The sequence below is a fragment of the Pseudomonas sp. PK-RTE-24 genome (assembly GCF_054052265.1).
The window spans coordinates 770,411-792,554 of sequence record NZ_CM133224.1; the positions used below are offsets into that span (position 1 = coordinate 770,411).

18 protein-coding genes are annotated in these 22,144 nt (G+C 60.6%); 6 read left to right on the forward strand and 12 right to left on the reverse strand.

Translation table 11 applies throughout. The features are described from left to right. Positions 1–4 precede the first annotated feature (4 nt). Positions 5–418 carry a hypothetical protein gene (locus ACV8MC_RS03475; RefSeq protein WP_457264475.1) on the reverse strand — a complete coding sequence of 138 codons (414 nt, stop codon included), beginning with the start codon at positions 416–418 and terminating at the stop codon, positions 5–7. Between ACV8MC_RS03475 and ACV8MC_RS03480 the strand changes: the two genes are divergently transcribed. Beyond that, a complete protein-coding gene (locus tag ACV8MC_RS03480; RefSeq protein ID WP_457264477.1) occupies positions 417–1,766 on the forward strand; it encodes an MATE family efflux transporter in 1,350 nt (449 codons plus the stop codon). The genes ACV8MC_RS03475 and ACV8MC_RS03480 overlap by 2 nt on opposite strands. Before the next feature lie 9 nt (positions 1,767–1,775). Here the strand turns inward: ACV8MC_RS03480 and ACV8MC_RS03485 are convergent, their stop codons facing one another. From ACV8MC_RS03485 to ACV8MC_RS03530, 10 genes are all read right to left on the reverse strand, one after another. Beyond that, positions 1,776–2,567 (reverse strand): DUF4123 domain-containing protein, encoded by a 792-nt coding sequence (locus ACV8MC_RS03485; RefSeq protein WP_457264479.1) that lies wholly within the window; start codon positions 2,565–2,567, stop codon positions 1,776–1,778. Continuing rightward, the gene (locus ACV8MC_RS03490; RefSeq protein ID WP_252883114.1) at positions 2,564–3,910 is read right to left on the reverse strand and encodes a type VI secretion system Vgr family protein; all 1,347 of its coding nucleotides are present in this window, start codon (positions 3,908–3,910) and stop codon (positions 2,564–2,566) included. Before ACV8MC_RS03490 ends, ACV8MC_RS03485 begins: the two co-directional genes overlap by 4 nt. A 233-nt stretch (positions 3,911–4,143) precedes the next feature. After that, positions 4,144–6,057, reverse strand: a complete 1,914-nt coding sequence (gene speA / locus ACV8MC_RS03495) for an arginine decarboxylase (protein ID WP_016771856.1) — start codon at positions 6,055–6,057, stop codon at positions 4,144–4,146. 220 nt (positions 6,058–6,277) lie between these two features. After that, positions 6,278–6,649 carry a translation initiation factor Sui1 gene (locus ACV8MC_RS03500; RefSeq protein WP_007914613.1) on the reverse strand — a complete coding sequence of 124 codons (372 nt, stop codon included), beginning with the start codon at positions 6,647–6,649 and terminating at the stop codon, positions 6,278–6,280. A 315-nt stretch (positions 6,650–6,964) separates the two neighbouring features. Beyond that, a complete protein-coding gene (locus ACV8MC_RS03505; protein WP_041480663.1) occupies positions 6,965–7,522 on the reverse strand; it encodes an NUDIX hydrolase in 558 nt (185 codons plus the stop codon). A gap of 3 nt (positions 7,523–7,525) precedes the next feature. Then, complete coding sequence (locus ACV8MC_RS03510) at positions 7,526–8,593, reverse strand: DUF2333 family protein (RefSeq protein WP_041480664.1); 1,068 nt, start codon at positions 8,591–8,593, stop codon at positions 7,526–7,528. 138 nt (positions 8,594–8,731) lie between these two features. Continuing rightward, positions 8,732–9,208: a hypothetical protein gene (locus ACV8MC_RS03515; RefSeq protein ID WP_041480665.1), complete on the reverse strand. Its 477-nt coding sequence runs from the start codon at positions 9,206–9,208 to the stop codon at positions 8,732–8,734. Beyond that, positions 9,205–9,711, reverse strand: coding sequence for an Hcp family type VI secretion system effector (locus ACV8MC_RS03520; protein ID WP_423664321.1), 507 nt, complete (start codon positions 9,709–9,711; stop codon positions 9,205–9,207). The genes ACV8MC_RS03515 and ACV8MC_RS03520 overlap by 4 nt, the downstream gene beginning before the upstream one ends. 15 nt (positions 9,712–9,726) lie before the next feature. Further along, entirely contained in the window at positions 9,727–10,395 is a 669-nt protein-coding gene (locus ACV8MC_RS03525; protein WP_236169644.1) for a hypothetical protein, read from the reverse strand. Continuing rightward, on the reverse strand, positions 10,392–11,540 hold the full coding sequence (locus tag ACV8MC_RS03530; RefSeq protein WP_457264483.1) for a DUF2515 family protein: 1,149 nt from the start codon (positions 11,538–11,540) through the stop codon (positions 10,392–10,394). The genes ACV8MC_RS03525 and ACV8MC_RS03530 overlap by 4 nt, the downstream gene beginning before the upstream one ends. A 324-nt stretch (positions 11,541–11,864) precedes the next feature. Here ACV8MC_RS03530 and gcbA point away from each other — a divergent pair, with 324 nt between their 5' ends. The 5 genes from gcbA (at position 11,865) to accC (ending at position 18,086) form a co-directional block, all read left to right on the forward strand. Then, positions 11,865–13,535, forward strand: coding sequence for a diguanylate cyclase GcbA (gcbA, locus tag ACV8MC_RS03535; protein ID WP_016771860.1), 1,671 nt, complete (start codon positions 11,865–11,867; stop codon positions 13,533–13,535). 954 nt (positions 13,536–14,489) lie between these two features. Next, complete coding sequence (locus ACV8MC_RS03540; protein WP_409037437.1) at positions 14,490–15,533, forward strand: methyl-accepting chemotaxis protein; 1,044 nt, start codon at positions 14,490–14,492, stop codon at positions 15,531–15,533. Positions 15,534–15,774: 241 nt separating this feature from the next. Then, positions 15,775–16,230, forward strand: a complete 456-nt coding sequence (aroQ, locus tag ACV8MC_RS03545) for a type II 3-dehydroquinate dehydratase (RefSeq protein WP_016771861.1) — start codon at positions 15,775–15,777, stop codon at positions 16,228–16,230. A gap of 24 nt (positions 16,231–16,254) precedes the next feature. Next, on the forward strand, positions 16,255–16,713 hold the full coding sequence (gene accB, locus ACV8MC_RS03550; protein ID WP_016771862.1) for an acetyl-CoA carboxylase biotin carboxyl carrier protein: 459 nt from the start codon (positions 16,255–16,257) through the stop codon (positions 16,711–16,713). 17 nt (positions 16,714–16,730) lie between these two features. Beyond that, the gene (accC, locus tag ACV8MC_RS03555) at positions 16,731–18,086 is read left to right on the forward strand and encodes an acetyl-CoA carboxylase biotin carboxylase subunit (protein WP_024011424.1); all 1,356 of its coding nucleotides are present in this window, start codon (positions 16,731–16,733) and stop codon (positions 18,084–18,086) included. Between the two features lie 65 nt (positions 18,087–18,151). Here the strand turns inward: accC and ACV8MC_RS03560 are convergent, their stop codons facing one another. Further along, complete coding sequence (locus ACV8MC_RS03560) at positions 18,152–22,105, reverse strand: type III effector 1 (RefSeq protein ID WP_457264486.1); 3,954 nt, start codon at positions 22,103–22,105, stop codon at positions 18,152–18,154. Positions 22,106–22,144 lie beyond the last annotated feature (39 nt).

Here is a 22,144-nt window from a genome sequence, read left to right on the forward strand (position 1 = left end):
CGCTTCAAAAGCCCCTCACCCCAGCCCTCTCCCAGAGGGAGAGGGAGCTGACCGCGTTGCTTTGAAATTCTCCACCGACCTGGAATATCGAGTCGAACTCACGCTTGAGAGCGACGAAGATCGGCCCCCTCTCCCATTCCCGGAGAGAGAGGGAGCTGACCGCGTTGCTTTGAAATTCTCCACCGACCTGCAATATCGAGTCGAACTCACGCTTGAGAGCGACGAAGATCGGCCCCCTCTCCCATTCCCGGAGAGAGGGGGAGCTGACCGCGTTGCTTTGAAATTCTCCACCGACCTGCAATATCGGGTCGAACTCACGCTTGAGAGCGACGAAGATCGGCCCCCTCTCCCTCTGGGAGAGGGCTGGGGTGAGGGTGTTTCTGCCGCTACAATCCCCGCTCCCCCAAGGAGCCTGCATGTCCTCACTGATTACCGACTGGCGCGACCGCCCGACTCACCGCAAGGTCTGGGCACTCGCCGCGCCGATGATTCTTTCCAATATTTCCGTGCCGCTGGTGGCGCTGGTCGACAGCACTGTCATTGGTCACTTGCCCCATGCCCATCAATTGGGCGCGGTGGCGGTCGGCGCCAGTCTGTACACGTTTCTCGCCTGGGCGATGGGTTTTCTGCGCATGGGCACCACCGGTTTTGCCGCCCAGGCTGCCGGGCGCAGCGATGGCGCGGCGTTGCGGCAGATTCTCTTGCAGGGTCTGTTGCTGGCACTGGGCTTGGCCGTCGTGCTCGGCGGCCTCGGCGTGCCGCTCAGCGGCGTCGCTCTGCACTTCATGCAGCCGTCGGCGGAGCTGGAGCAACTGACCCGGGAGTTTTTCCACACGCGCTTGTATGGCCTGCCCGCCGCGCTGGCGACGTATGCGCTGGTCGGCTGGTTCCTCGGCACGCAGAACGCCCGAGCGCCGCTGGCGATTCTGCTGAGCACCAACCTGATCAACATCGCCCTCAATCTTTGGTTTGTCATTGGCCTGGACTGGGGCGTGGTCGGCTCGGCGCGGGCTTCGGTAATCGCCGAATGGAGCGGCGCCCTGCTCGGCCTGTGGCTGACGCGCACGGCATTGCGCGCCTATCCGGGGCAGATCATCTGGTCGGCGCTGAGAGTCTGGCAGAGCTGGCGGCCGCTGCTGGCTGTCAACCGTGACATTTTCATCCGCAGCCTCGCCCTGCAATCGGTGTTTTTCCTGATCACCGTGCAGGGCGCACGGCTCGGCGATGCGACCGTAGCGGCCAACGCGCTGCTGCTCAACGGCCTGCTGCTGACGGCCCACGCACTGGATGGCCTGGCCCACGCGGTCGAAGCCTTGTGCGGCCATGCCATTGGCGCACGGGATCGCCTGGCATTGCGTCGATCGCTGGTGGTGGCCGGCGGCTGGTCGCTGATCGCCAGCCTCGGATTCGCTGTGCTGTTTCTGCTGGCGGGGCACCTGTTCATCGAGATGCAGACCGATATTCAGAGCGTGCGCGAGACGGCGTTCGTCTACCTGCCCTACCTCGCCGTGCTGCCGTTGATTGCGGTGTGGAGTTACCTGCTCGACGGCCTGTTCATCGGCGCTACCCGCGCGCGGGAAATGCGCAACGGCATGCTGCTGACGGTGTTGTTGCTCCTGCCGTTCGCCTGGCTCTTGCAAGCGTTGGGCAATCACGGCCTGTGGATATCTTTTCTGCTGTTCATGGTCTTGCGCAGCGTGACCCTTGGCGCGCAAGCCCTGTGGCTGAAACGCCGCGATGGCTGGTTCAGCGGCAAGGCTCACTGATCAGAAAAGTCAGTCCGCCGCGCCCCACTGCCGACGCAAAAAATCGAGCCGTTCCGGCTGCGTCAATCCGGCCGGCGGCACAACCAGCACGGCGCGCGGATTGAGCAGGCGCAGCCACAGCCAGCCATCCAGCACAGCACGATCGCTGAAACCCAGCGCCAGACCTTGTTGCACATGCACAGCGATCGTCTGGTAATCAACGCTCAGAGACTGGCACCAGCGCCAGATGTGCTGCTCCAGCAGACAGGTTTGCAAGCGCTCGCGCTGGCGCCGGGTCAGGCTTTCTTCGATGCCCAAAGGTTCGACGAGCAGGCCGGGATTGCGCAGCTGTTGCCAGCCCTGACTGCCGATGGCGCGGTCGGCCCAGGTGCCGCCAAACCAGCGCAACTGGCGGATTGGCCCGAGCCAGCGACTCAGTTGCGCGGCGTCGCAGGCGTCGAAGAAATAGCTGGCGGTCTGACGGTTGTAATAGCTGAGCAAGGCCCGGTGATTCAAACCGAACGAGACGGTAAGCATGCGCTGCAAGTGGCTGAGCAGTTGCTGCGCCGGTATCTCGCAGCTCAACAACAGGCCGCGCCAGGTGTCCGGGTCGCGTAGACACAGGGCGGTCAATGCCGGACTCTCGCGCAAATCGATGAGAATCGGACCGTGCTCACTGACCGGCTGAAATTCGGTGCCGTCAAACAATCGGTGACGCTGCACATCGGCAAAGCCCTGGCGCAAGGTCAGCAGGGCGCGTGCCGCGTCCGGGGTATCGAGCAACAGCCATTGCGCCATGGGCTCAAGCGCCGCGCCGCTCATCGTGCGCTGCTCTGATCGAGCGCGGTGAGCAGCCGGCAACTGCACACGGACTCGGCGCAGTGGTTGAAGCTGCCACCGCCCGGCATCAGGCACAGCAGCAGCAACGGCTCGCCAGACTGCAACAGTTGCTGCAACCCATCGCTCACCAGCAGTTCTGGGAGCGATACCGGATCATCGTCCTCGACCGCAGCCTCTGGCAACACCGATGGCTGGAGCACGCCACTGACCACCGGCTGATCGGGGTCGCCCTCAAGAAAACTCACCACCACTTCCACACCATCAGCGAGTGCCGCCGAGGGCAGCTCGTTCAAGTCAGGCGCGAGGGGCAGCCAGCAATGACTTGGCGAAGCCCCTTCGCCCTGATAGAGCCAGTCGAATTGCACCGCCACCGGCCGCGAGCAATCCGGCTGCGGCTCATCGACGGTGACCACCCAGGCTCGCTGCAGGCTGTGCATGCGCTGCTTGGACTGCGCAGCGGCGGGCGCACAGACGGGTACCCGCGCGGCCGCGAACAGGCGATTGCAATAGGGCGGTTCGAGAGACTGATCGGCCCGGTGCTCGATGCGGGTCAGCAACCATGGGCGGTTGCATTCGATGAAAGGATGGTCGTCCAGGGGCAACCACTGACCGCTGCGCAAGGCGGGCAGATCGCTGTGGCCTTCGGCACTGGGGCCTCGCTGGCTGGCCTGCGAGTCTTCGTGCAGTTGCCATTGGCGGACGGCTGGAGCGACGCCACGCTGGTCATGCTCGCCCTGATAGGGCGCGACGTCTGCATGGGGCATCCGTGTCGGATCGTCGCCGAACACCAGGCAGTGCCTGTCGCGGTGATGCTCGAAGTAATAGTGAATGCGCGCCTCTGCGCACAGGCGCTGGAGCAGTTGCAGATCGGATTCGCGGTATTGCGTGCAGAAGGTGCGGGTCGGGTAGTCGCTATGCAGGTCAAAACGTCGTTGCAAGCCGACGATGCCATGCTCGCGCAGAACCTGTTCGATGATCTGCGGCACGCAGCGGCCGCTGAAAATGCGCTGGCTCAAGCGCAGGTCGAGGCAGTCGAGCCTCGGTCCGAGACGCACTCGACACAAGCGCAAGCCATGGCCATGCTCGTGCTGGACAAGGCTGTGCAACTGCCCGTGCACACCCTGGCCGGGCGAGCCGAAGCACAGGAACGCAGAACGATGCAGCAGGCTGGCAAGATCCAGATGCGGATCGTCGATCACCACATCGATCTCGAAGGCAAAGGGTTCGCTGAGCGCTTCCCTTCCGGTAAAGGCGAGAACTTCGAAGGGGTCGGACAGGCCCGCTACATCGAGACGAAACGACGGCTCGTTGACTGGATCGAACATGGGCGGATCTCTACAGGAGGGGCGGCCGGGGATTCTCGCCGAGAGGCATGGCCGAGTAGAGAGGCGAAGTACAACTTAGGAAATGACCTACGCGAAAAGCAGACCAGATGAGTTTGCTGACCGTGATCGCACAGGTTTTCGTGAAAAAATCAGGAGATGTCCCACCGGGTTATCCGAATTTTCCACAGCTTGCGGAAAAAAATCGGACAACCCGGGCGGAACGCTATCGGGTCTCAGGAAGACAGATAGGAGGAGCGGGTCAGGCCCAGACGCAAGGCATCGAGGAACTGCGTGCGCTCGCTGGCACTGATGCGGGCACTGGCGCACTTGTCGCGGTAGTGCGTCATCAGTTCTTCCGGCGACAAGTGCACGTAACGCAGCATGTCTTCGATGGTGTCGTGGGTCTCGATACCAGCGTGGTACACGCTGCCATCGGCGTTCTGGTAGATGTTCACCGAGTCGGTGTCACCGAACAGGTTATGCATGTCACCGAGGATTTCCTGATAGGCGCCGACCAGGAACACGCCCAGCAGGTAATCTTCGCCTTCATTCAACGCGTGCACCGGCAGGCTGGTTTCGATGCTCTGCTCGTCGACGTACTGGTTGATCTTGCCATCGGAGTCGCAGGTCAGATCCTGCAGCACCGCGCGGCGCAGCGGCTCTTCGTCGAGGCGATGCAGCGGGATGATCGGCAACACCTGATCGATCGCCCAGGTGTCCGGCAGGCTCTGGAACACCGAGAAGTTGCAGATGTACTTGTCGGCCAGCTTGTCGTTGAGTTCGTCGAGCACCTGGCGGTGCGAACGCTGACGCGCTTTCAGCGAGTTGTGCAAGCGACGGCACACGGCGAAGTAGCACTGCTCGGCGAGGGCTTTTTCCGCCAGGGTCAGCTTGCCGTCGGCATACTGCGCGGCCACGTCGCTCATGTAGTGCGTGGCGCGCCAGTAAGTTTCGGTGACCATTTCGATGTCGGTCGGGCCGAGCAGATCGACCAGCCACTGCACGGTTTCCGGCAGGCTTTCCTTGTTTTCGATCAGCGGGATTTCGTCGTTGTGTTTCTCGACGTCGGTGACCTGCACAACCAGCATTGCGTGGTGCGCGGTCAGCGAACGGCCACTCTCGGAGAAGATGTGCGGATGCGGCAGACTCTGCGCGTCGCAGAATTCCTTGAGCATGCCGACCACGACACCGGCGTAATCGTCCATGTCGTAGTTGATCGAACTGGCGTTGCGCGAATGCGTGCCGTCGTAGTCGACACCGAGGCCGCCGCCGACGTCGATGTGATCGACCGGCAGACCGAGGTTGCGCAATTCGCCGTAATAACGGATCGCTTCCTTGAAGCCGTGCTGATAGTCAGCGAGGTTGGCAATCTGCGAACCCATGTGGAAGTGCAGCAGGCGGATGCCCTGATCCAGACCGGCGCCACGGAAGCGCTCGACCACCGACAGCAGTTGCGCCGCCGACAGACCGAATTTGGATTTTTCGCCACCGGTGTCCGCCCATTTCGACGAGGCCAGCGACGACAGGCGCACACGCAGACCCACCTGCGGCTTGACCTTCAGCGAGGCGGCTTCTTCGATCACCAGGCCGACTTCGGATTCTTTCTCGATGACGATGAACACGTTGTGGCCGAGCTTCTGGCCCATCAGCGCCAGACGGATGAACTCGCGGTCCTTGTAACCGTTGCAGACGATGGTGCCGCCCTTCGGCGCCAGCGCCAGCACCGCCAGCAGCTCAGGCTTGGAGCCGGCTTCCAGACCGATGGAAACGTTCTGGGTGGCGATGATGTTCTCGATCACCGCTTCCTGCTGGTTGACCTTGATCGGGTACAGCGCGGTGTATTTGCTCTGGTATTCCAGGCGCTCGATGTTCGAATCGAAAGCACCGGTCAACTGACGGACACGGTCTTGCAGGATGTCGGGGAACCGCACCAGCAGCGGCAAGGACAAACCGCTCTTGCGCAGTTGGTCGACTTGCTCGAACAGATCGATAGGCGAGCTGCTCGGGCCGTTCGGACGTACTTCGACGCGACCGGCTTCATTGATCGCGAAATACCCGGCCCCCCAATGGCGAATCCCGTAAACGCTGCGGCTGTCCGCAACTGTCCATTGGCTGCCATCGTCTTTACGTGTGCGTCGTACGGACATCGAAGTCCCCTATAAAGAAGTCAGAGTGCGTCGCCTGACGTTCAGGCCGGCGCAGTCTAAAGAATGAAAATGACGGTTCGTCAGTGCGGCGGTAGACCGCACTGACTGCGTGGAGTTTAGAAACCGGTCATGAACAGGCTCTGTGAAAACCATGGCGACGACGCCGGATCCGAGAACACTCGAAGCCGGATCAAGCCGCCGGAGGGTTTCACAGAGGCTGCTAGCCGCCGGACTTCTTCGCTTTGAAACCGTGCTTGATCAGCTCTGCCAAGAGTAGCTCGACGTGATCGCCCTGGATTTCGATGATGCCGTCCTTCAACGCCCCGCCGGTGCCACAACGTTTCTTCAACGTCGTCGCCAGCTCCTTGAGCGCGTCTTCGGCCAAGGGCACGCCGGTGATGGTGGTCACCGTCTTGCCGCCACGGCCCTTGCTTTCGCGACGCACGCGGGCAATGCCGTCACCGGCCGGGATCACGGTTTGTTTGCAGATACAGGCGTCCACCGGCTTGCTGCATTCCGGGCAATGACGACCTGCGTCGGTGGAAAATACCAGGCCGCCCAGGGCGGCGAAGGATGCGGCTTTCTTGGCCACCGGCAATCCTCTCGGGAGGACAAAGACTGATCGCAACCTTGGGCAAGGTCAGCGACCGCGAAGCCCCACTCAGGCAGGGGCAGCGCTACTGCATCGGAAAACTTTGAACGCTGGACTGAATCTGTAGGAGCTGACTCGTGCAACGAGGCTGCGATCTTTTGATCCTGATCTTTGGAAGCAAGATCAGAAGATCGCAGCCTTCGGCAGCTCCTACGGCAAATCTGCAGGCCAACCTCAAGCTATCCGGTGCAGCTTGAAAAGGTCGCGCAGTGTAACGGCAAAAATCGCGATTGCTAAGTGCCAATCGGCGCCAATTCATGTGTTCTTTGCGACGTTGCTTTGCTGCGCCTTGAGATAGCGCCTTAACGCGGCCAGAGAGTCCGGGCAATAAGGCTTTTCGCTGATTTCGCGCATGACCTGTTCGACAGGGATGAATCGCGCTTCGAGGACTTCTTCCGGCTGCAGTTTCAGCGGCCCGTCCCATACAGCGGAAAATGCCGAACACCACAGACGGTTGCCGGTGTCTTCGAAATAGAAGTGATCGTGAGCGGTGAGTTCGACGCCGCTGACGCCCAGCTCTTCTTCCAGCTCGCGCGCCGCCGACTCGGCATAACTTTCGTCGGCCTGGACCATGCCGCCTGCGGCAACATCCCAGTAACCAGGATAAATCGCCTTGCTCAACGTACGGCGGTGCACGCACAGCTCACCGGCGGAGTTGAACAGCATGATGTAAGTGCCACGGCCAATCAGCCCGCGCTCACGCAAATCGGAGCGCACCAGAGCGCCGAGCAGGTTGTCCTGTTCGTCGACCCAGGCGATCTGTTCAGCGTCCGAGGCGGCGCGATGGGCCGCCTCTCTTGTAGTCTGGCTCACGTATCAGCCCTGATTGAGCAGTTGACGCAAATCGATCACCGCAGCGTTGGCCCGGGAAATATAGTTGGCCATGACCAGCGAGTGGTTGGCCAACACGCCGAAACCGCTGCCGTTGAGGATCATCGGGCTCCAGACCGGCTCTTGCGAAGCCTCCAGCTCACGGATGATCTGGCGCACGCTGACGGTGGCGTTCTTCTTCGCCAGCACATCGGCGAAGTCGACTTCGATGGCGCGCAGCAGATGCGACAGCGCCCAGGCCTGACCGCGCGCTTCGTAGAACACGTTATCGATCTGCATCCACGGGGTTTCCACGACTTCTTCGTCAACCTGCGGCACTTCGCCGACTGCCGGAACTTCGGTCTTCAGGGCAGTGTTGAGCTTGACCCGGCCGACACTGGCCGACAGGCGTTGCGACAGCGAACCGAGACGGGTACCGACATCGCCCAGCCAGTTGTTGAGGTTGTCGGCGCGCGCGTAGAACAGCGCGTTTTTCTGGTTCGGATCAGACAAGCGCGACTGATAGCGGCTCAGGGAGTTGATGCCTTCCTGGTATTCCGACTCGCTGGACGGCAGCACCCAGCTCTTGTTGTCGAAGTTGAAACGCGGTTCGGCCTTGGCCAGATCGGCGTCTTCGGCGGACTGCGATTGCGAACGGGCAAAATCCTTGCGCAGGGCGCGGGTCAGGTCACGCACCTGCACCAGCACGCCGTATTCCCAGCTCGGCGTGTTGTCCATCCACAGGCCCGGCGGGAAACGGTCATTGGAAATGTAACCGCCCGGCTTGTTGAGCAAGGTGCCGGCAACGGTCTTCAGGGTTTCGACCGTGGTGTAGCCGACCACCATTTGCTTGCCTTCTTTCTCGGCAGCGACCTGGGCGTTCTGCGCCACCGGAAACAGCTCCGGTTCCTGGCTCCAGTACCAGCCCAGCGCGATGGTGACCAGCAAATACAGACCGATCACTGTGGCCAGCGCCCGGCTGAACAGCAGCCCGCCGACATAGCTGCGGGTGGCCGACTTGGGCTCGGCGGCACGTTCAGGCGCGCTGCCCGCGCGGTTTTTCCAGTCCAGCATGGCGATATCCTTTCAATCACTTGGGTTCAACGGTTCGACCACAACCATACAACAACGTGCCAAGGCCTAGCACCCGCTATCGCGGTACTGGCGCAAAACAAGCGAAGGGTGTCGCGAACGAAAGGATAGACGCAGATTTCAGACGTTGAAGATGCGCAGCGAAAGCTGCCGCACTTGGTCGTCGGTAAACAGATGTGCAATGCCTTGGGCATCAGTTCGGCGCTGACTGGGTATTCCATCGATCATGGCGATGTAGGCCTGCGCGGGCAACGGCTGACCGGTCACGCTGTCGACCAGACGAAAGATTCGTGCGGTGCGCGTGGGCTGCTCGGGCGGGTTGTTCATCAGATCGAGCACGGCCTGGTGGAACACCGCTTCGGCGCCCTGCCAGTAGCCATAGTCGGCCTCGGCTTTGATCAGGCACCATTCACCCTGTTTGATCTGCGCCAGGACTTCGCTGTCCAGATTGATCATCAAACCGGCCCGCAGTTGATCCAGACCTTCGAGCGGTTGGCGCATGCTCAACAGACTGCTGACGTGCGCCAGCGCCTCCTCCACGCAGCAGACATGCTGGCGCTCGTGGTCGGTCAGGCTCAGTTCGCGGACCAGCCTCATCGAAGTCCCTCGCCTTGCCACTCGTCCGAACCCATCGTCCGGCTGATTTCGTGGCGCCAGTAGATGCGCCGGTAGCTGAAGTGGATTTTCTCCAGTTGCGTAAGGTGCGACGTGCCGCTGTCGAGACAGTGCGGCATCAATAGTTCGCTGCCGACGACCAACGCATCCTCCAGCTCCACCGTGTAGAAGTGCTCCTGCACGCCGCTGGCCGACGTGCGATAAAACTCCACGCGGCATTCGCTCAGCAACTCGCCGCTGGACAGCGCCATATTCAGCAAGGGCGAAGCCTTGTCGAGGGTTTTGGTGATGATCAATGGCCTGTGCATCCGCCGCCCGGCGCCCTGATCCTTGGGGATGTACATGCCATGGCTGAGGGCCTGCACCATGATCTTGTCTTCGCGCCCGCTCTGGTAGGTATTGCCCACCGAGGCTTCAGTGAAAGCGCCGGCGGTGATCAGGCCCTGGCGGCTGCCGTGGATGGTCATGAAGGCTGGGATGGGCATGGGATAGCTCCTTAGTTATGAAGTTTTACTGTCTTTGCGAACGCAACCATTCGCAGATGCTGAATTGGCAAACGGCAAATAGGGCTCATCAACTGTCAATACAATTCGATAAAGCGGATCTGTTTTGTGAGTCCTCATCCCCCATGGCTCTAAATCAATCGCCAACTGATACTTGTCAGCTGCCAGCCAAAACGACGTCGCATATTCCGTACGGGAGTGAAACCATGTGCGCCATTGCAACGTGTCCGCTATTGGAGGGTCATTCATCACTTTTGCCTCCACCCAGCATTTTTTGCGCAGTTGGGCATGCAAATCCGAGACGACGATGAGTGCCTCATCAAGTGAAAGCGGCTTCATTTGCGGTGAAAGACGAACACGCCCTACCCACTGTACTGACTTGGCATTGATCCTGAATTCGCGAGCTAAAGGAGTTACAAAACCGAATTCTGGATCGATGAAGCGCAAACGCACACCCGATCTGGACTTGCTGATCCAAACAGCACTGGATGGCACCGGTCCGACGGCGGCAAATGAGCGTTGACGCATCTGCTCCCAAGGCTCGTTGATCGTTAGAGCGATCTCGAAATCGTCCTGCATGATTTCAATTGACCAGCGCAGTAACGCGACCGCTATGATCGCAAGCAGAACAAATCGCCAGCCATCAACCCATCGACGCAGCTTCATCGCGCCACAGTTCCAGCCGCTATATCTCTTATTGACTCTTCAAGAGCGGAGCGATGGATGCCACTTAGCAAATCATCAAAACGCCGCGCAGCCCGAAGCACAAATTCCATGCGCTGTTCGATGTCAGCGAGATTGGCGAATGGATTGTCGTCAAAGCCGATCGTGCGTCCGTCGTCGAGCGAACGGCACTGATTGGCCAAAGTGAGTTCGATGGCCTGAGCTACTCCGGAGGGAAAACCTGTGACGAAGGAGGCGTGATTGCTTCTAAGCAAAGCGATGAGGCGCGTGTCTTCATAAATAGTCGGTTGAAGTATGTGACGCTGCTCATGTTCCGCAAGATGCTTCACGCTACGCGCGATATCCCCTTCTTCAATGGCTTGAAATGCCTGCAGTAATATTTCGAAGTACTGTCCAAACTTCAGTTGCTTTTGCCCAACGGGCCATAGCACCGGAAACATGGGATGTCCGTAAATCCCCTCTCGCGCCTTCAGACAGGTACTAAATTCTTTCAGTCCCCGATTGGCGTAAAACACATGAAGTGGAAAAATATCCAAAAACAGGGTGGTGTTCTCCAAAGCCATCATTTCGTGCACGTGGCGAAATTGCTGCTGCACGAGCGTCAACTCGCCGCCCAGGTGCAGATCCAGTGCGGAAACCGGATTACGCGCATTCGCGGCCTTGTAATCCTTCAACGCTTTCGCTTGTTCTTCAAGCCGACCCGGCGTCAGCAATCCGGCCTCTCGGCGAATACCACGTAATTGAGCTCTGGCGTCCCGCTGCTGCCCTATGAGATCGACAGTGTTTGAAGCATGCAGCAATCCACAACCGACCTGTTTTGAGGCAAACGCCGCTAAACCTGCCCATTGAAAACGAGAATCCTGCAACCACAATCGGGCATAGGCCGCATTAATTACCTGATTACGCTCCACAGGATCGGCAATCAGAACGCCGTCTGGCGCAACGATATTTTCGGCTTCGCGCTGATAGATACGCCATAGACCAGTGCAGGTCAGCACTGGCACCTCTGTCACCTGCACCCGCTCGCCATACAACAACTCTTCGCCGCAGGCGCAGTCGTCGATGGGCGTGATGTTGTGGTTGAGGCGCTGGGCATCACTGGCGAGTTCGGTGAAACATTGGCTCATGGCGGATGGACGGCAGCTAGGGGAATCCCTGAACCGTACCAGCCAACCGGGCCGGTGAAAGCGCGTAGAAGAAAAATCAGAAAGCGCTGTCAGACGCCGTCCATCAAGGCCGGTGAAATGTCGACAGCGCTGGCCGGATTGCTCGCAAAACCCCAGCATGCGGGCACTTGATCAAAATCAGAGGTAAAAACAAAACCACCCGGTCAGAAACTGAATCGTGTCGTCCAGCAGATTATTGACGTACGACACTCGTCTAAGGGAAAAGAGGTGCTAGCATAGAGCCACCAGTCGATCTCAGCATGCACCCTAACTAGTAGTCAGGATATGACCGAGCCAGAAGACCCCAGCCGTGAGCGTCTCAAGCACCACTTTGCCCAGCGGGTAATTCATCAGGCACGTCAGATTCTTGAGATATGGCAGCGCCTGCAACGCAGTGAGTGGTCCACCGTCGATCTTGCCGAACTGAGCGAGGCGAATCTGCGTCTGCTGCGTTTTGCCGAGCGCTTCGAACAGCCGGAACACACTCAGTTGGCGCATCACATCAGCCAGTCGCTGCAAGCGGTGGATGCCAATCGTGGACGCCTCAGCAGCGGCCTGATCACCGATCTCAATCGTTTGATGCAGCGCCTGTCGCGCACTGGCCTGCGCCATGGCGATCAGCTCGACCAGACGTTCCTGCCGCCGCTGCGCAAGCCGATCTACGTGATGTTGCAGGATCACGACCGCGCTGAACGCCTGGCCAAGCAACTGGAATTTTTCGGCTTGAGCGCGCAGGCACTGGACAGCGTGGCCGCGTTTCGTTCGTCGATGGTCGAGCGCTTGCCCGCAGCGATTGTCATGGACGTGGATTTCAGTGGCCCCGGCATCGGCCTGAAACTCGCCGCCGAAGCTCAGGTCGGCCTCGAAGAACCCCTGCCGCTGCTGTTCTTCAGCCTGCACGAAACCGACACCCCGACCCGCCTAGCCGCCGTGCGCGCCGGTGGCCAGGAATTCCTCACCGGCACGCTCGAAGCATCGAGCCTGCTGGAAAAAATCGAAGTGCTGACCTGCGTCGCCCAGTACGAGCCTTATAAAGTGCTGATCATCGACGACTCGCGCGCCCAGGCCCTGCACACCGAGCGTCTGCTCAACAGTGCCGGGATTGTCACCCGCACCCTGATCGAACCGATTCAGGCAATGGCCGAGCTGGCGGATTTCCAGCCGGACCTGATCATCCTCGACATGTACATGCCGGCCTGCACCGGCACCGAGCTGGCGAAGGTCATTCGTCACAACGACCGCTATGTCAGCGTGCCGATCATTTACCTGTCGGCCGAGGACGATCTGGACAAGCAGCTCGACGCCATGAGCGAGGGCGGCGATGACTTCCTGACCAAGCCGATCAAACCGCGACACCTGATCACCACTGTGCGCAACCGCGCCGCGCGGGCACGCAATCTGAAAGCACGGATGGTTCGCGACAGCCTCACCGGCCTGTACAACCACACGCACATCCTGCAATTGCTCGAAGACTGCTCGTTCCGCGCGCGCCGCGAAAACAAACCGCTGAGCTTTGCCATGCTCGACATCGATCACTTCAAGCGGGTCAACGACAGCCACGGCCACCCGATGGGCGACCGGGTGATCAAGAGCCTCGCGCTGTTTCTCAAGCAGCGGTTGCGCAAGACCGATTTCATTGGCCGATACGGCGGCGAAGAGTTCGCCATCGTCATGCCCGACACCGATATCGACGCGGCGCACAAAGTCCTCGACGAGATTCGCCAGCGCTTCGCCGAGATTCATTACCCGGCGCAGCCGCAGGACCTCTGGTGCACGTTCAGCGCCGGCGTAGTAGAAATGTGCGATGACTCCGACAGCCTGATGATGGCCAGCCAGGCCGATGAGGCGCTGTATCGCGCCAAGGGTGCAGGACGCAATCGGGTGCAGACCGCGCGCCAGTCAAAGCAAAGTGCCACTTTTTCATCGGAATCCACTGATTCGGTCATAACCTTGTAATAGAACCGCAATAAATTCAGGCGCTTACCATTCCTGCCGTTGGTAGCCGTCATGCGCCTGAAGTTGCTCACCAATCTCAACACTCTGCTGCTGGTCGCCGTCTGCGTGGCCCTTGGCGCCACGCTGTGGTGGTCGCAAAAAGCCCTCGAACGCCCCTATCTGTTGATGGAGCGTTACCTGGGGCTGTCGCAACAATTTCAGAATGAAGTGGCGCGCAACGTCGAGGATTATCTGGCCAGCGGTGACGCGCTGCGCCTGAGCAGCGCCGCCCAGGCTATCGACAGCGTGCACAAGCAACTGGGTGAGCTGCCCCCGACGCTGGCCGACACCGTACGGCCAAGCCTGTCGAGCCTTGATGAGTTCAGCAAAACCGACCTGCTCGCCGCCGGCAAACTGGCTGGCGATCCGCAGGCGCTGCTGTTGCAGGCCGAACGCGAACTCAGCGCCAGCCTCGACCAGCTCAATACCTACGCCAATGGCAACGCGACTTATCTCGCGCCGCTGCTCGCCGCATCGCAGCATCTGGGCAAACTGTCGCTGGCGCGGGACAAACTGGTGAGCAGCGGGCGCAGTGAGCTGGCCGCCGATGTCGAGCGTGAAGTGAGCAACATGCGCGCCCAGGCCGAGGCCATCGATGCCCTGCCCTTGCTCGGTGTGGTCGCCAGCAACGAATCGAGCAGTGACGATTTCGCCGCGCTGATGGGCATCGAAACCACTGATAAAGCCGCCGCCGAAGATGCCGGTGTCGGCCTCAAACGCGAACTGAACAGCTTGCTCGGCCGCTATCCGGCGGAACTGGCGCGCACCCGCGAGCAGATCCAGAAACGCGCCGAGCTCAGCGCCGCGACCCACGATAAAATCGCCAGCGTGCAACACGCCATCGCCGGCCTCGAACCGGTGGTACGCGCGCAACATGGGCAGATCCAGGGCGAAGTGCGGCTGATGCAAGGCGTGATGATCGGCCTGATTCTGCTGATCGCCCTCCTCATCGATACCTTGCAGCGGCGCCTGGCCCGCACCCTGACCAACCTCGCCCCAGCGCTGTCGACCTGGGCCGAAGGCGATTTCAGTCGCGACATCCAACTGGGCAAGACCAATCGCGAATTGCATGACATCGAAGCGTCGCTCAACCGCTTGCGCGCCTATCTGGTGGATCTGGTCGGCACCATTCGCGGCAACGCCGAGCAGGTCGCGGGCAGCAGCCGCACCCTCGCCGAACTGAGCAATGACCTGCACAGCGGCGCCGAACATCAGGCCGGCGATACCGCGCTGATTCGCGATTCGCTGGGAGAACTCGAGGCGACCATTCAGCAAGTGGCCGGCGATGCCCGTCAGGCTGCCGACGCCAGTCGTCATGCCGGACTGGCCGTCGAGCATGGGCAGGCTGTAATCGGCCAGAGCCTGACCGGACTGCATGCGCTGGTCGGTGAGGTTCAAGGCAATGCGCAGATGATCGAACATCTGGCAGAAGAATCAGCAACCATTGGCGGCGTGCTGACGGTGATTCGTTCGATTGCGGATCAGACCAATCTGCTCGCCCTGAACGCCGCGATCGAGGCGGCCCGCGCCGGGGAGATGGGCCGTGGTTTCGCCGTAGTCGCCGAGGAAGTGCGCTCGCTGGCACAACGCACCGCCGGGGCCACGGCGGAAATCCAGACGCTGATCGCCGGCCTGCAGACCGCCGCGCGACAATCGGTCGAAGGCATGCGCGCGCAGGTCGAACACGCCGAAGCCACGGCCAGTCAGGCGCAAGCGGCGGACGGTGCACTGGACAAAATCGTCGGCGCGATCCAGACCATCGCCGACACCGCCGTGCGCATCGCCGATGTCACCGCGCAGCAAAGTGGCGCGGTCAGCGAAATCCGCGATCACAGCGAGCGCATTCATCAATTGGGTGGGGATAACCTGCTGCGCATCGGCCAAGGGCGCGAACAGGGCGAGAATCTGTTGGTTCTCGGCGGCCAACTGCATACGGCCGTTCAGGCCTTCCGCGTCTGACGTACCACCTTCGCGAGCAGGCTCGCTCCCACATTGGAATGCATACCCCTGTGGGAGCGAGCCTGCTCGCGAAGAGGCTCTTGCCGACACCACGAATGACCGGATCAGCTCACTCGGTCACAAATTTCGCGCAAACATCGCCCATCGTGCCGCCTATTGCATGGAACTGGACAGTCACAAAGGCTTTGCGGCATAGTCGCCGGGTTCTGACGACTGCTCATTGATAACAAGGACAACGCAGATGGCGACGCTACTGGTGCTGCACGGCCCCAACCTGAACCTGCTCGGCACCCGGGAACCGGGGACCTACGGGTCGACGACCCTGGCGCAGATCAATCAGGATCTGGAGCGGCGCGCCCGTGAAGCCGGCCATCATCTGCTGCACCTGCAAAGCAACGCCGAGTACGAATTGATCGATCGCATCCACGCTGCACGCGGTGAAGGCGTGGACTTCATTCTGATCAATCCGGCGGCTTTTACGCACACAAGTGTCGCATTACGTGACGCGCTGCTGGGAGTGAGCATCCCATTCATCGAAGTGCATTTGTCCAACGTGCACAAGCGCGAACCTTTCCGCCATCACTCCTACTTCTCCGATGTAGCGGTAGGAGTGATCTGCGGCCTTGGCGCCAGCGGTTACCGACTGGCCCTGGAGGCCGCACTAGAGCAGCTTGAACACCAAGCTATACGCCCCTGACCGACCCTTGGGAGTTGATGATTCATGGATATCCGTAAAGTTAAGAAACTGATCGAATTGCTGGAAGAGTCCGGCATCGACGAGCTCGAGATCAAGGAAGGCGAAGAGTCCGTACGCATCAGCCGCCACAGCAAGACCCCGGCGCAGCAGTACTACGCGCCAGCCCCGATGCAGGCTCCGGCCGCTGCCCCTGCTGCCGCGCCAGTCGCTGCCGCTGCTCCGGCTGCCGCTGCTGCACCCGCGCTGAACGGCACCGTGGCCCGTTCGCCGATGGTCGGCACCTTCTACCGTAAATCTTCGCCAACCTCGCCTGCCTTCGTTGAAGTCGGCCAGACCGTGAAGAAAGGCGACACCCTGTGCATCGTCGAAGCCATGAAGATGATGAACCACATCGAAGCTGAAACCAGCGGTGTGATCGAATCCATCCTCGTCGAAGACGGCCAGCCGGTTGAGTACGACCAACCGCTGTTCACCATCGTTTGAACCGCGGAGAGCCTTTGATGACTGCGAAGTTGGAAAAAGTTCTGATCGCTAACCGCGGTGAGATCGCCCTGCGGATTCTGCGTGCCTGCAAAGAGATGGGCATCAAGACCGTCGCCGTTTACTCCAAGGCCGACAAAGAGCTGATGCACCTGGGTCTGGCAGACGAATCCGTCTGCATCGGCCCGGCGTCCGCCGCTCAGTCTTACCTGCACATTCCGGCCATCATCGCTGCCGCTGAAGTGACCGGCGCTACCGCCATTCACCCAGGCTACGGTTTCCTCGCGGAAAACGCCGATTTTGCCGAGCAGGTCGAGAACTCCGGCTTCGCCTTCATCGGCCCGAAAGCCGACACCATCCGCCTGATGGGCGACAAGGTATCGGCCAAGCACGCGATGATCGAAGCCGGCGTACCGACCGTTCCTGGCTCTGACGGCCCGCTGCCGGAAGACGAAGAAACGGCGCTGCGCATCGGTCGTGAAGTCGGCTACCCGGTGATCATCAAGGCCGCCGGTGGCGGTGGTGGTCGCGGCATGCGCGTGGTGCACAAGGAAGAAGACCTGATCGCCTCGGCGAAACTGACCCGCTCCGAAGCAGGCGCGGCGTTCGGCAACCCGATGGTCTATCTGGAAAAATTCCTCACCAACCCGCGCCACGTCGAAGTGCAGGTTCTGTCCGACGGCCAGGGCCACGCCATCCACCTGGGCGACCGCGACTGCTCGCTGCAGCGTCGTCACCAGAAGGTTCTCGAAGAAGCGCCGGCACCGGGCATCGACGAGAAAGCGCGCCAGGAAGTATTGGCTCGCTGCGTCAAGGCATGCATCGACATCGGCTACCGTGGCGCCGGTACTTTCGAGTTCCTCTACGAGAACGGCCGTTTCTACTTCATCGAAATGAACACCCGTGTTCAGGTGGAGCACCCGGTTTCGGAGATGGTCACCGGTATCGACATCGTCAAGGAGATGCTCAGCATCGCCGCTGGCAACAAGCTGTCGTTCACTCAGGATGACGTGGTCATCCGCGGTCACTCGCTGGAGTGCCGGATCAACGCTGAAGATCCGAAGACCTTCATGCCGAGCCCGGGCACGGTCAAGCATTTCCACGCCCCAGGCGGCAACGGCGTTCGCGTCGATTCGCACCTGTACAGCGGTTATGCCGTGCCACCGAACTACGACTCGCTGATCGGCAAGCTGATCACTTACGGCGCAACCCGCGACGAAGCCATGGCACGCATGCGCAATGCCCTGGACGAAATCGTGGTCGACGGGATCAAGACCAACATCCCGCTGCACCGTGATCTGGTTCGTGACGAAGGCTTCTGCAAAGGCGGTGTGAACATTCACTACCTCGAGCACAAGCTGGCCAAACAGTCGTAAGGCTGAAGCGGCATGAAAAACCCGATCCCTGCGGATCGGGTTTTTTTATGCCTGCAACAAGCAGATCAGACCATTACCGTGGAGAACGCCTGCTGCTCGACCATTGTGGCAGATGCCCCCAGGCCAGCCTCATCGACCACCGCTCCTGCTGCGTTTTCATGTAACGGTCTGCGGGTGAACCGCCTCGTAAAGTTTCGGGCACGTATCGAGAGCCCGTCCGTGGCATAGCTCGATCTGGCGATAAGCGGGTTGTACAACCTGCCAATCTGACCAGCGGAATGCTTGAACACTCTCGAGACTCCATTGTTCAGATTCAGCACCACGCCATAGCTGTTGCCCAGGCAGGACGAGTATGACCAGTAATCCCATGTCGGCTGCAGGCCCTGTTCGCGCAACACTCGCCTGACCGGACCGCCGATGTCAGCACCCGCCGACAGCCAGTCGCCACCCACCAGCGTGGCGCGAATGTTCTGCGGTGTTCCCCCCAGACGCTCCAGCACCTGCGTGACACTTCGCTCGATCAACGGGCGAATATTGTGATCAAAATGAATGACCGCACCCACTCTCGTCGTCGGGTTATACAGCGAGGCGATGACGCAACTCTGCGCATTCAACGAAAACAGGTAGTTATCCTGCGATCCGGGACGGAAAGCCGCCACTACGGCTTCGCCCTGCAGCGCGCCGCGGTTCAGCACGGGCTCGACACCTCCAGGAAAAGCATCATTCAAATTATTCACGCGCCCAAGGTTGCGCACGTTGCCTCCTGTGAGTCCGACCCTGGCATGTGTCCACTTGCCCCCCGGAGCAAGCTGAATCGGTTGCTGATAGATGGCGCTCGGGCGACGGGCATCGACCAGGCTCAGGCCACCGAAATGCGGATTTTCCCTGACCAGAAAGTACTTGCCTCTGTTGCGAATGTAATAGACCGGTTGCGGCTGTACAGCGCTGGGCGGGCTGCGCCAGGTGCCGAAAAAGACGCCTTCTTCGCTCACCCTTTGCAAATGTTCGGGCGTCTTGCTGACGGCCTGCCTGGCATGGAAGCGTACTTCCCGGATCGCCGGCAGCGCTTCCCTGCGTGGCGGAGCCACGGTATTCAGACGCTCTGACAACAACGAGACCGGCCTCATGGTGTGCTTCAGACTTCTGGCCGCACCGCCCAGCCACTTGATCGCACTGCCGGCGCCGACCATGGCAAACAGCGCCCCCCACGACGCCTCCAGCCAGTGGCCGAGAGCGCCATCGACGTCACCCTCCAGATGCGCCGCGACCGCCTGACCGGCGCTGACGGCAATGAACACGACATCGAGCAGCAAGGCAAACGGGGGGAACACCATGCAGAACGGTGCAGCTGCAAACATCAGCCCCTTGACCACTTGGCGTTCGATCATTTGCGCGCGGCTGGTGGTGATGTCCTGCACATCCGTGACCGCGCGCTCGATGTACGCATTGAACTCGCTGCGCGCGTCAATCAAGCGCTGCGCTTCGTGCAGCGTATCGACGCGTTGTTTTTTTGCCGCAATCGCATACAGGGTGCGCGACACGATGCTGCGCGCAGCAACCGGCGTACGCGCCATCAAGTAGTCATGCAACGCGCCGGCGATGTCGCCGAACAGTGACTGATACGCACGCACCACAATTCCGTCGGGGGCATCAGGCGTGTACAGCCACCAGCATGGCTCGGGGTCGAACGAGGTCAGCACATACACCCCGAGCACGACGTGATGGCGCACGGTGAACCTGAACACGCCGTCACTTTCAACCATGCTGGCGCCCGGAAAATGCGTACCCGGTGCTGGCACCTCGCTCAACAGAGAGACCTGACGGACCAGCGCTGAATACACCGCGTCGCTCAATCGCGCCTGACTTCTGGCAACGCGTAAATCCCGGTCCATCTTTGACAGCAGCACGTTGCGGTAGGCAAAGCGACGCGGTTCGTAGGCAGCATCACGCGGGTCGAGATATTTGCCACGGATCTCGCTGGCGTATTTTTCACCCAGCCACGCCCGGCGCAGATACAGCGCCAGATCGGCGCTGCGCACCTGGCTCAGATCCTGGCCAACCGACGATCGCACGCCTTTTTTCGGATGTTCGATGCCGGAGTTGTCATCGTAGCCGTGAATGGCCAGGTCGAGCAGCGTGGCAACCTGCTGCTTCCTGCGGTCGGCGACACCGGGGTTGTAATCGATCAACACGGTGGCCGGATCGACCGGTTCCAGCACGTTCTTGCTGCGCATATAGGGCGTGATCGCTGCGGCAACCGAGCGCCTGGCGAAATCGACAAAAACCTCGAAACCGCCCAGCAGCTCGTTGAACACCTGCTGATGAACGATCAGTTCCTGATTCAGACTGCTGATGCGCCGGCGAGCCTCGAGCGCGAGCGTCGTGTACCAGCGCAGCGAGTTGTCCTGCTCGACCCGCTGCAGGTTGTTTGCCAGGGCCATTTTTGCAGCGGCTTCGACGCACTCGTCGAACGGCAAGGGCGTTCGTCGAAGGTCACTCTGCATGCCCCAGAGAGCAGGACTGGCCGCCGCAGCCACAAGATAATCACGTGCTGGGTGATGTGCCGTCGGCGAAAGCTGCTGCAACAGATACTCGCGACCGGATTCGCTCTGCGTCCAGCTCCATACTTCGCCGGTCAACGCCGCAATCGAAGGCAACCGGACCCACTCCTGACCGTCCGGTTTGTTGGGCGCGTACAGCACCAGGTTATTCACCGCTTGCTCAGTCTCTGCCTGGTAGAACACCAGAAGATCGGCGCATTGCATGCCGTTGGGCAGCGTCAATGCGGCCACTTGCAACGGTTTCATTGCCGCTTGCCCAGACCACATCTGCTCCAGACGCTCATGGTCGGAATCCGCCAGATGAGCTGCGCAGCGCGCGACGAATGCGCTCTGCCTGAGCCGTACGGTGAACCAGTCGATGAGTGCCTTTTGCACGTCGGTGCGCTGGTACTGCTCGGCGAGGGCGCGCAGGTAGTCCGCCGGATAATCCTGTTCCGCCAGCATGTCGGCAATGAATGCCGGCTTGAGTGACTGGTTGCGCAATGGCGCAGGACTGGTGATCTCCAATACCGCTGCGAAGTCCTGACCGATCGGCCCGCATGCCAGCAGGTCACTGAGGCTGCGATTGTGGGTCGGCTCACCGACCGCCGAGCGCCATCTGAGCCGCACGTCGATCCGGTCTGGTTCAACCGCCATGTCGAGCTTGAGCTGAATGTATTCGATGGCCTGCTGGCGGGCAAAGTCGCGCAACGAGCCGTGGCCCTGCAGCAGGTCATCGAGAGCTGCCTGCGCCAGTGACGTCTGCTCCTGATAATCGCGCAACAGGGCGCGATCCGGCTCCTTCAGCGCTTTGATCCATGACGGCAGTTGCGCGAAGGAATGCGCCTCGAGAATCTTTTTCTCTGCGCCGGTTGCCAGGGCAGTCAACCGGTACCGACGCGTGCTGCGGGCGTGAACCCGGTCGATTTTGCTGCGCAATTGATCCAGTGTCAGGCCCGCCAGTTGGTCACGGCGCAACAGTAACTCGATAACCTTGATATAGCGCCGCAGCTTGCGCTTGATCAGGCGATCAAACAGCGCTTCCTGCCCTTTTGTCGTCCAATGTTCTCGCAGGTATTTTTTGTACTGGTCGAGGAAGTGCAGCGAAACGCTATCCACCGTCCGGATCACATGCTCATGACGGCTGGACGGTAAACCGGGGTCAGCGCCCCCAGGCCAGCGAAATGGCGCGTCCTGGAGCGCCAGGAACATGACTGGCCGGCCGTCGATAAGCTTTTGCAGAATGGCGTCAAGCAGCGCAACCACAAAGCCCGGGGCGAAATGGCCGTCCGGGTAATGCCTGCGCAGTTCAGTCAAAGCGAAATGCTCCAGCGCCTCGAGCAACGTCATCTGGCTGTTCAAGCGCTTGTCGATCATCACCTGCCAGCGCGTCATCCGCAGCAGGATCTCCTGCACCGACCCCGTAGACGCAGCGGCTATCGGTGGTTTTTCTTCTACAGTTCCTTGTTGATCCGCCATGTCGTCCAGCCTTTTGTTGCGTAGAGATGAGCGCTCACT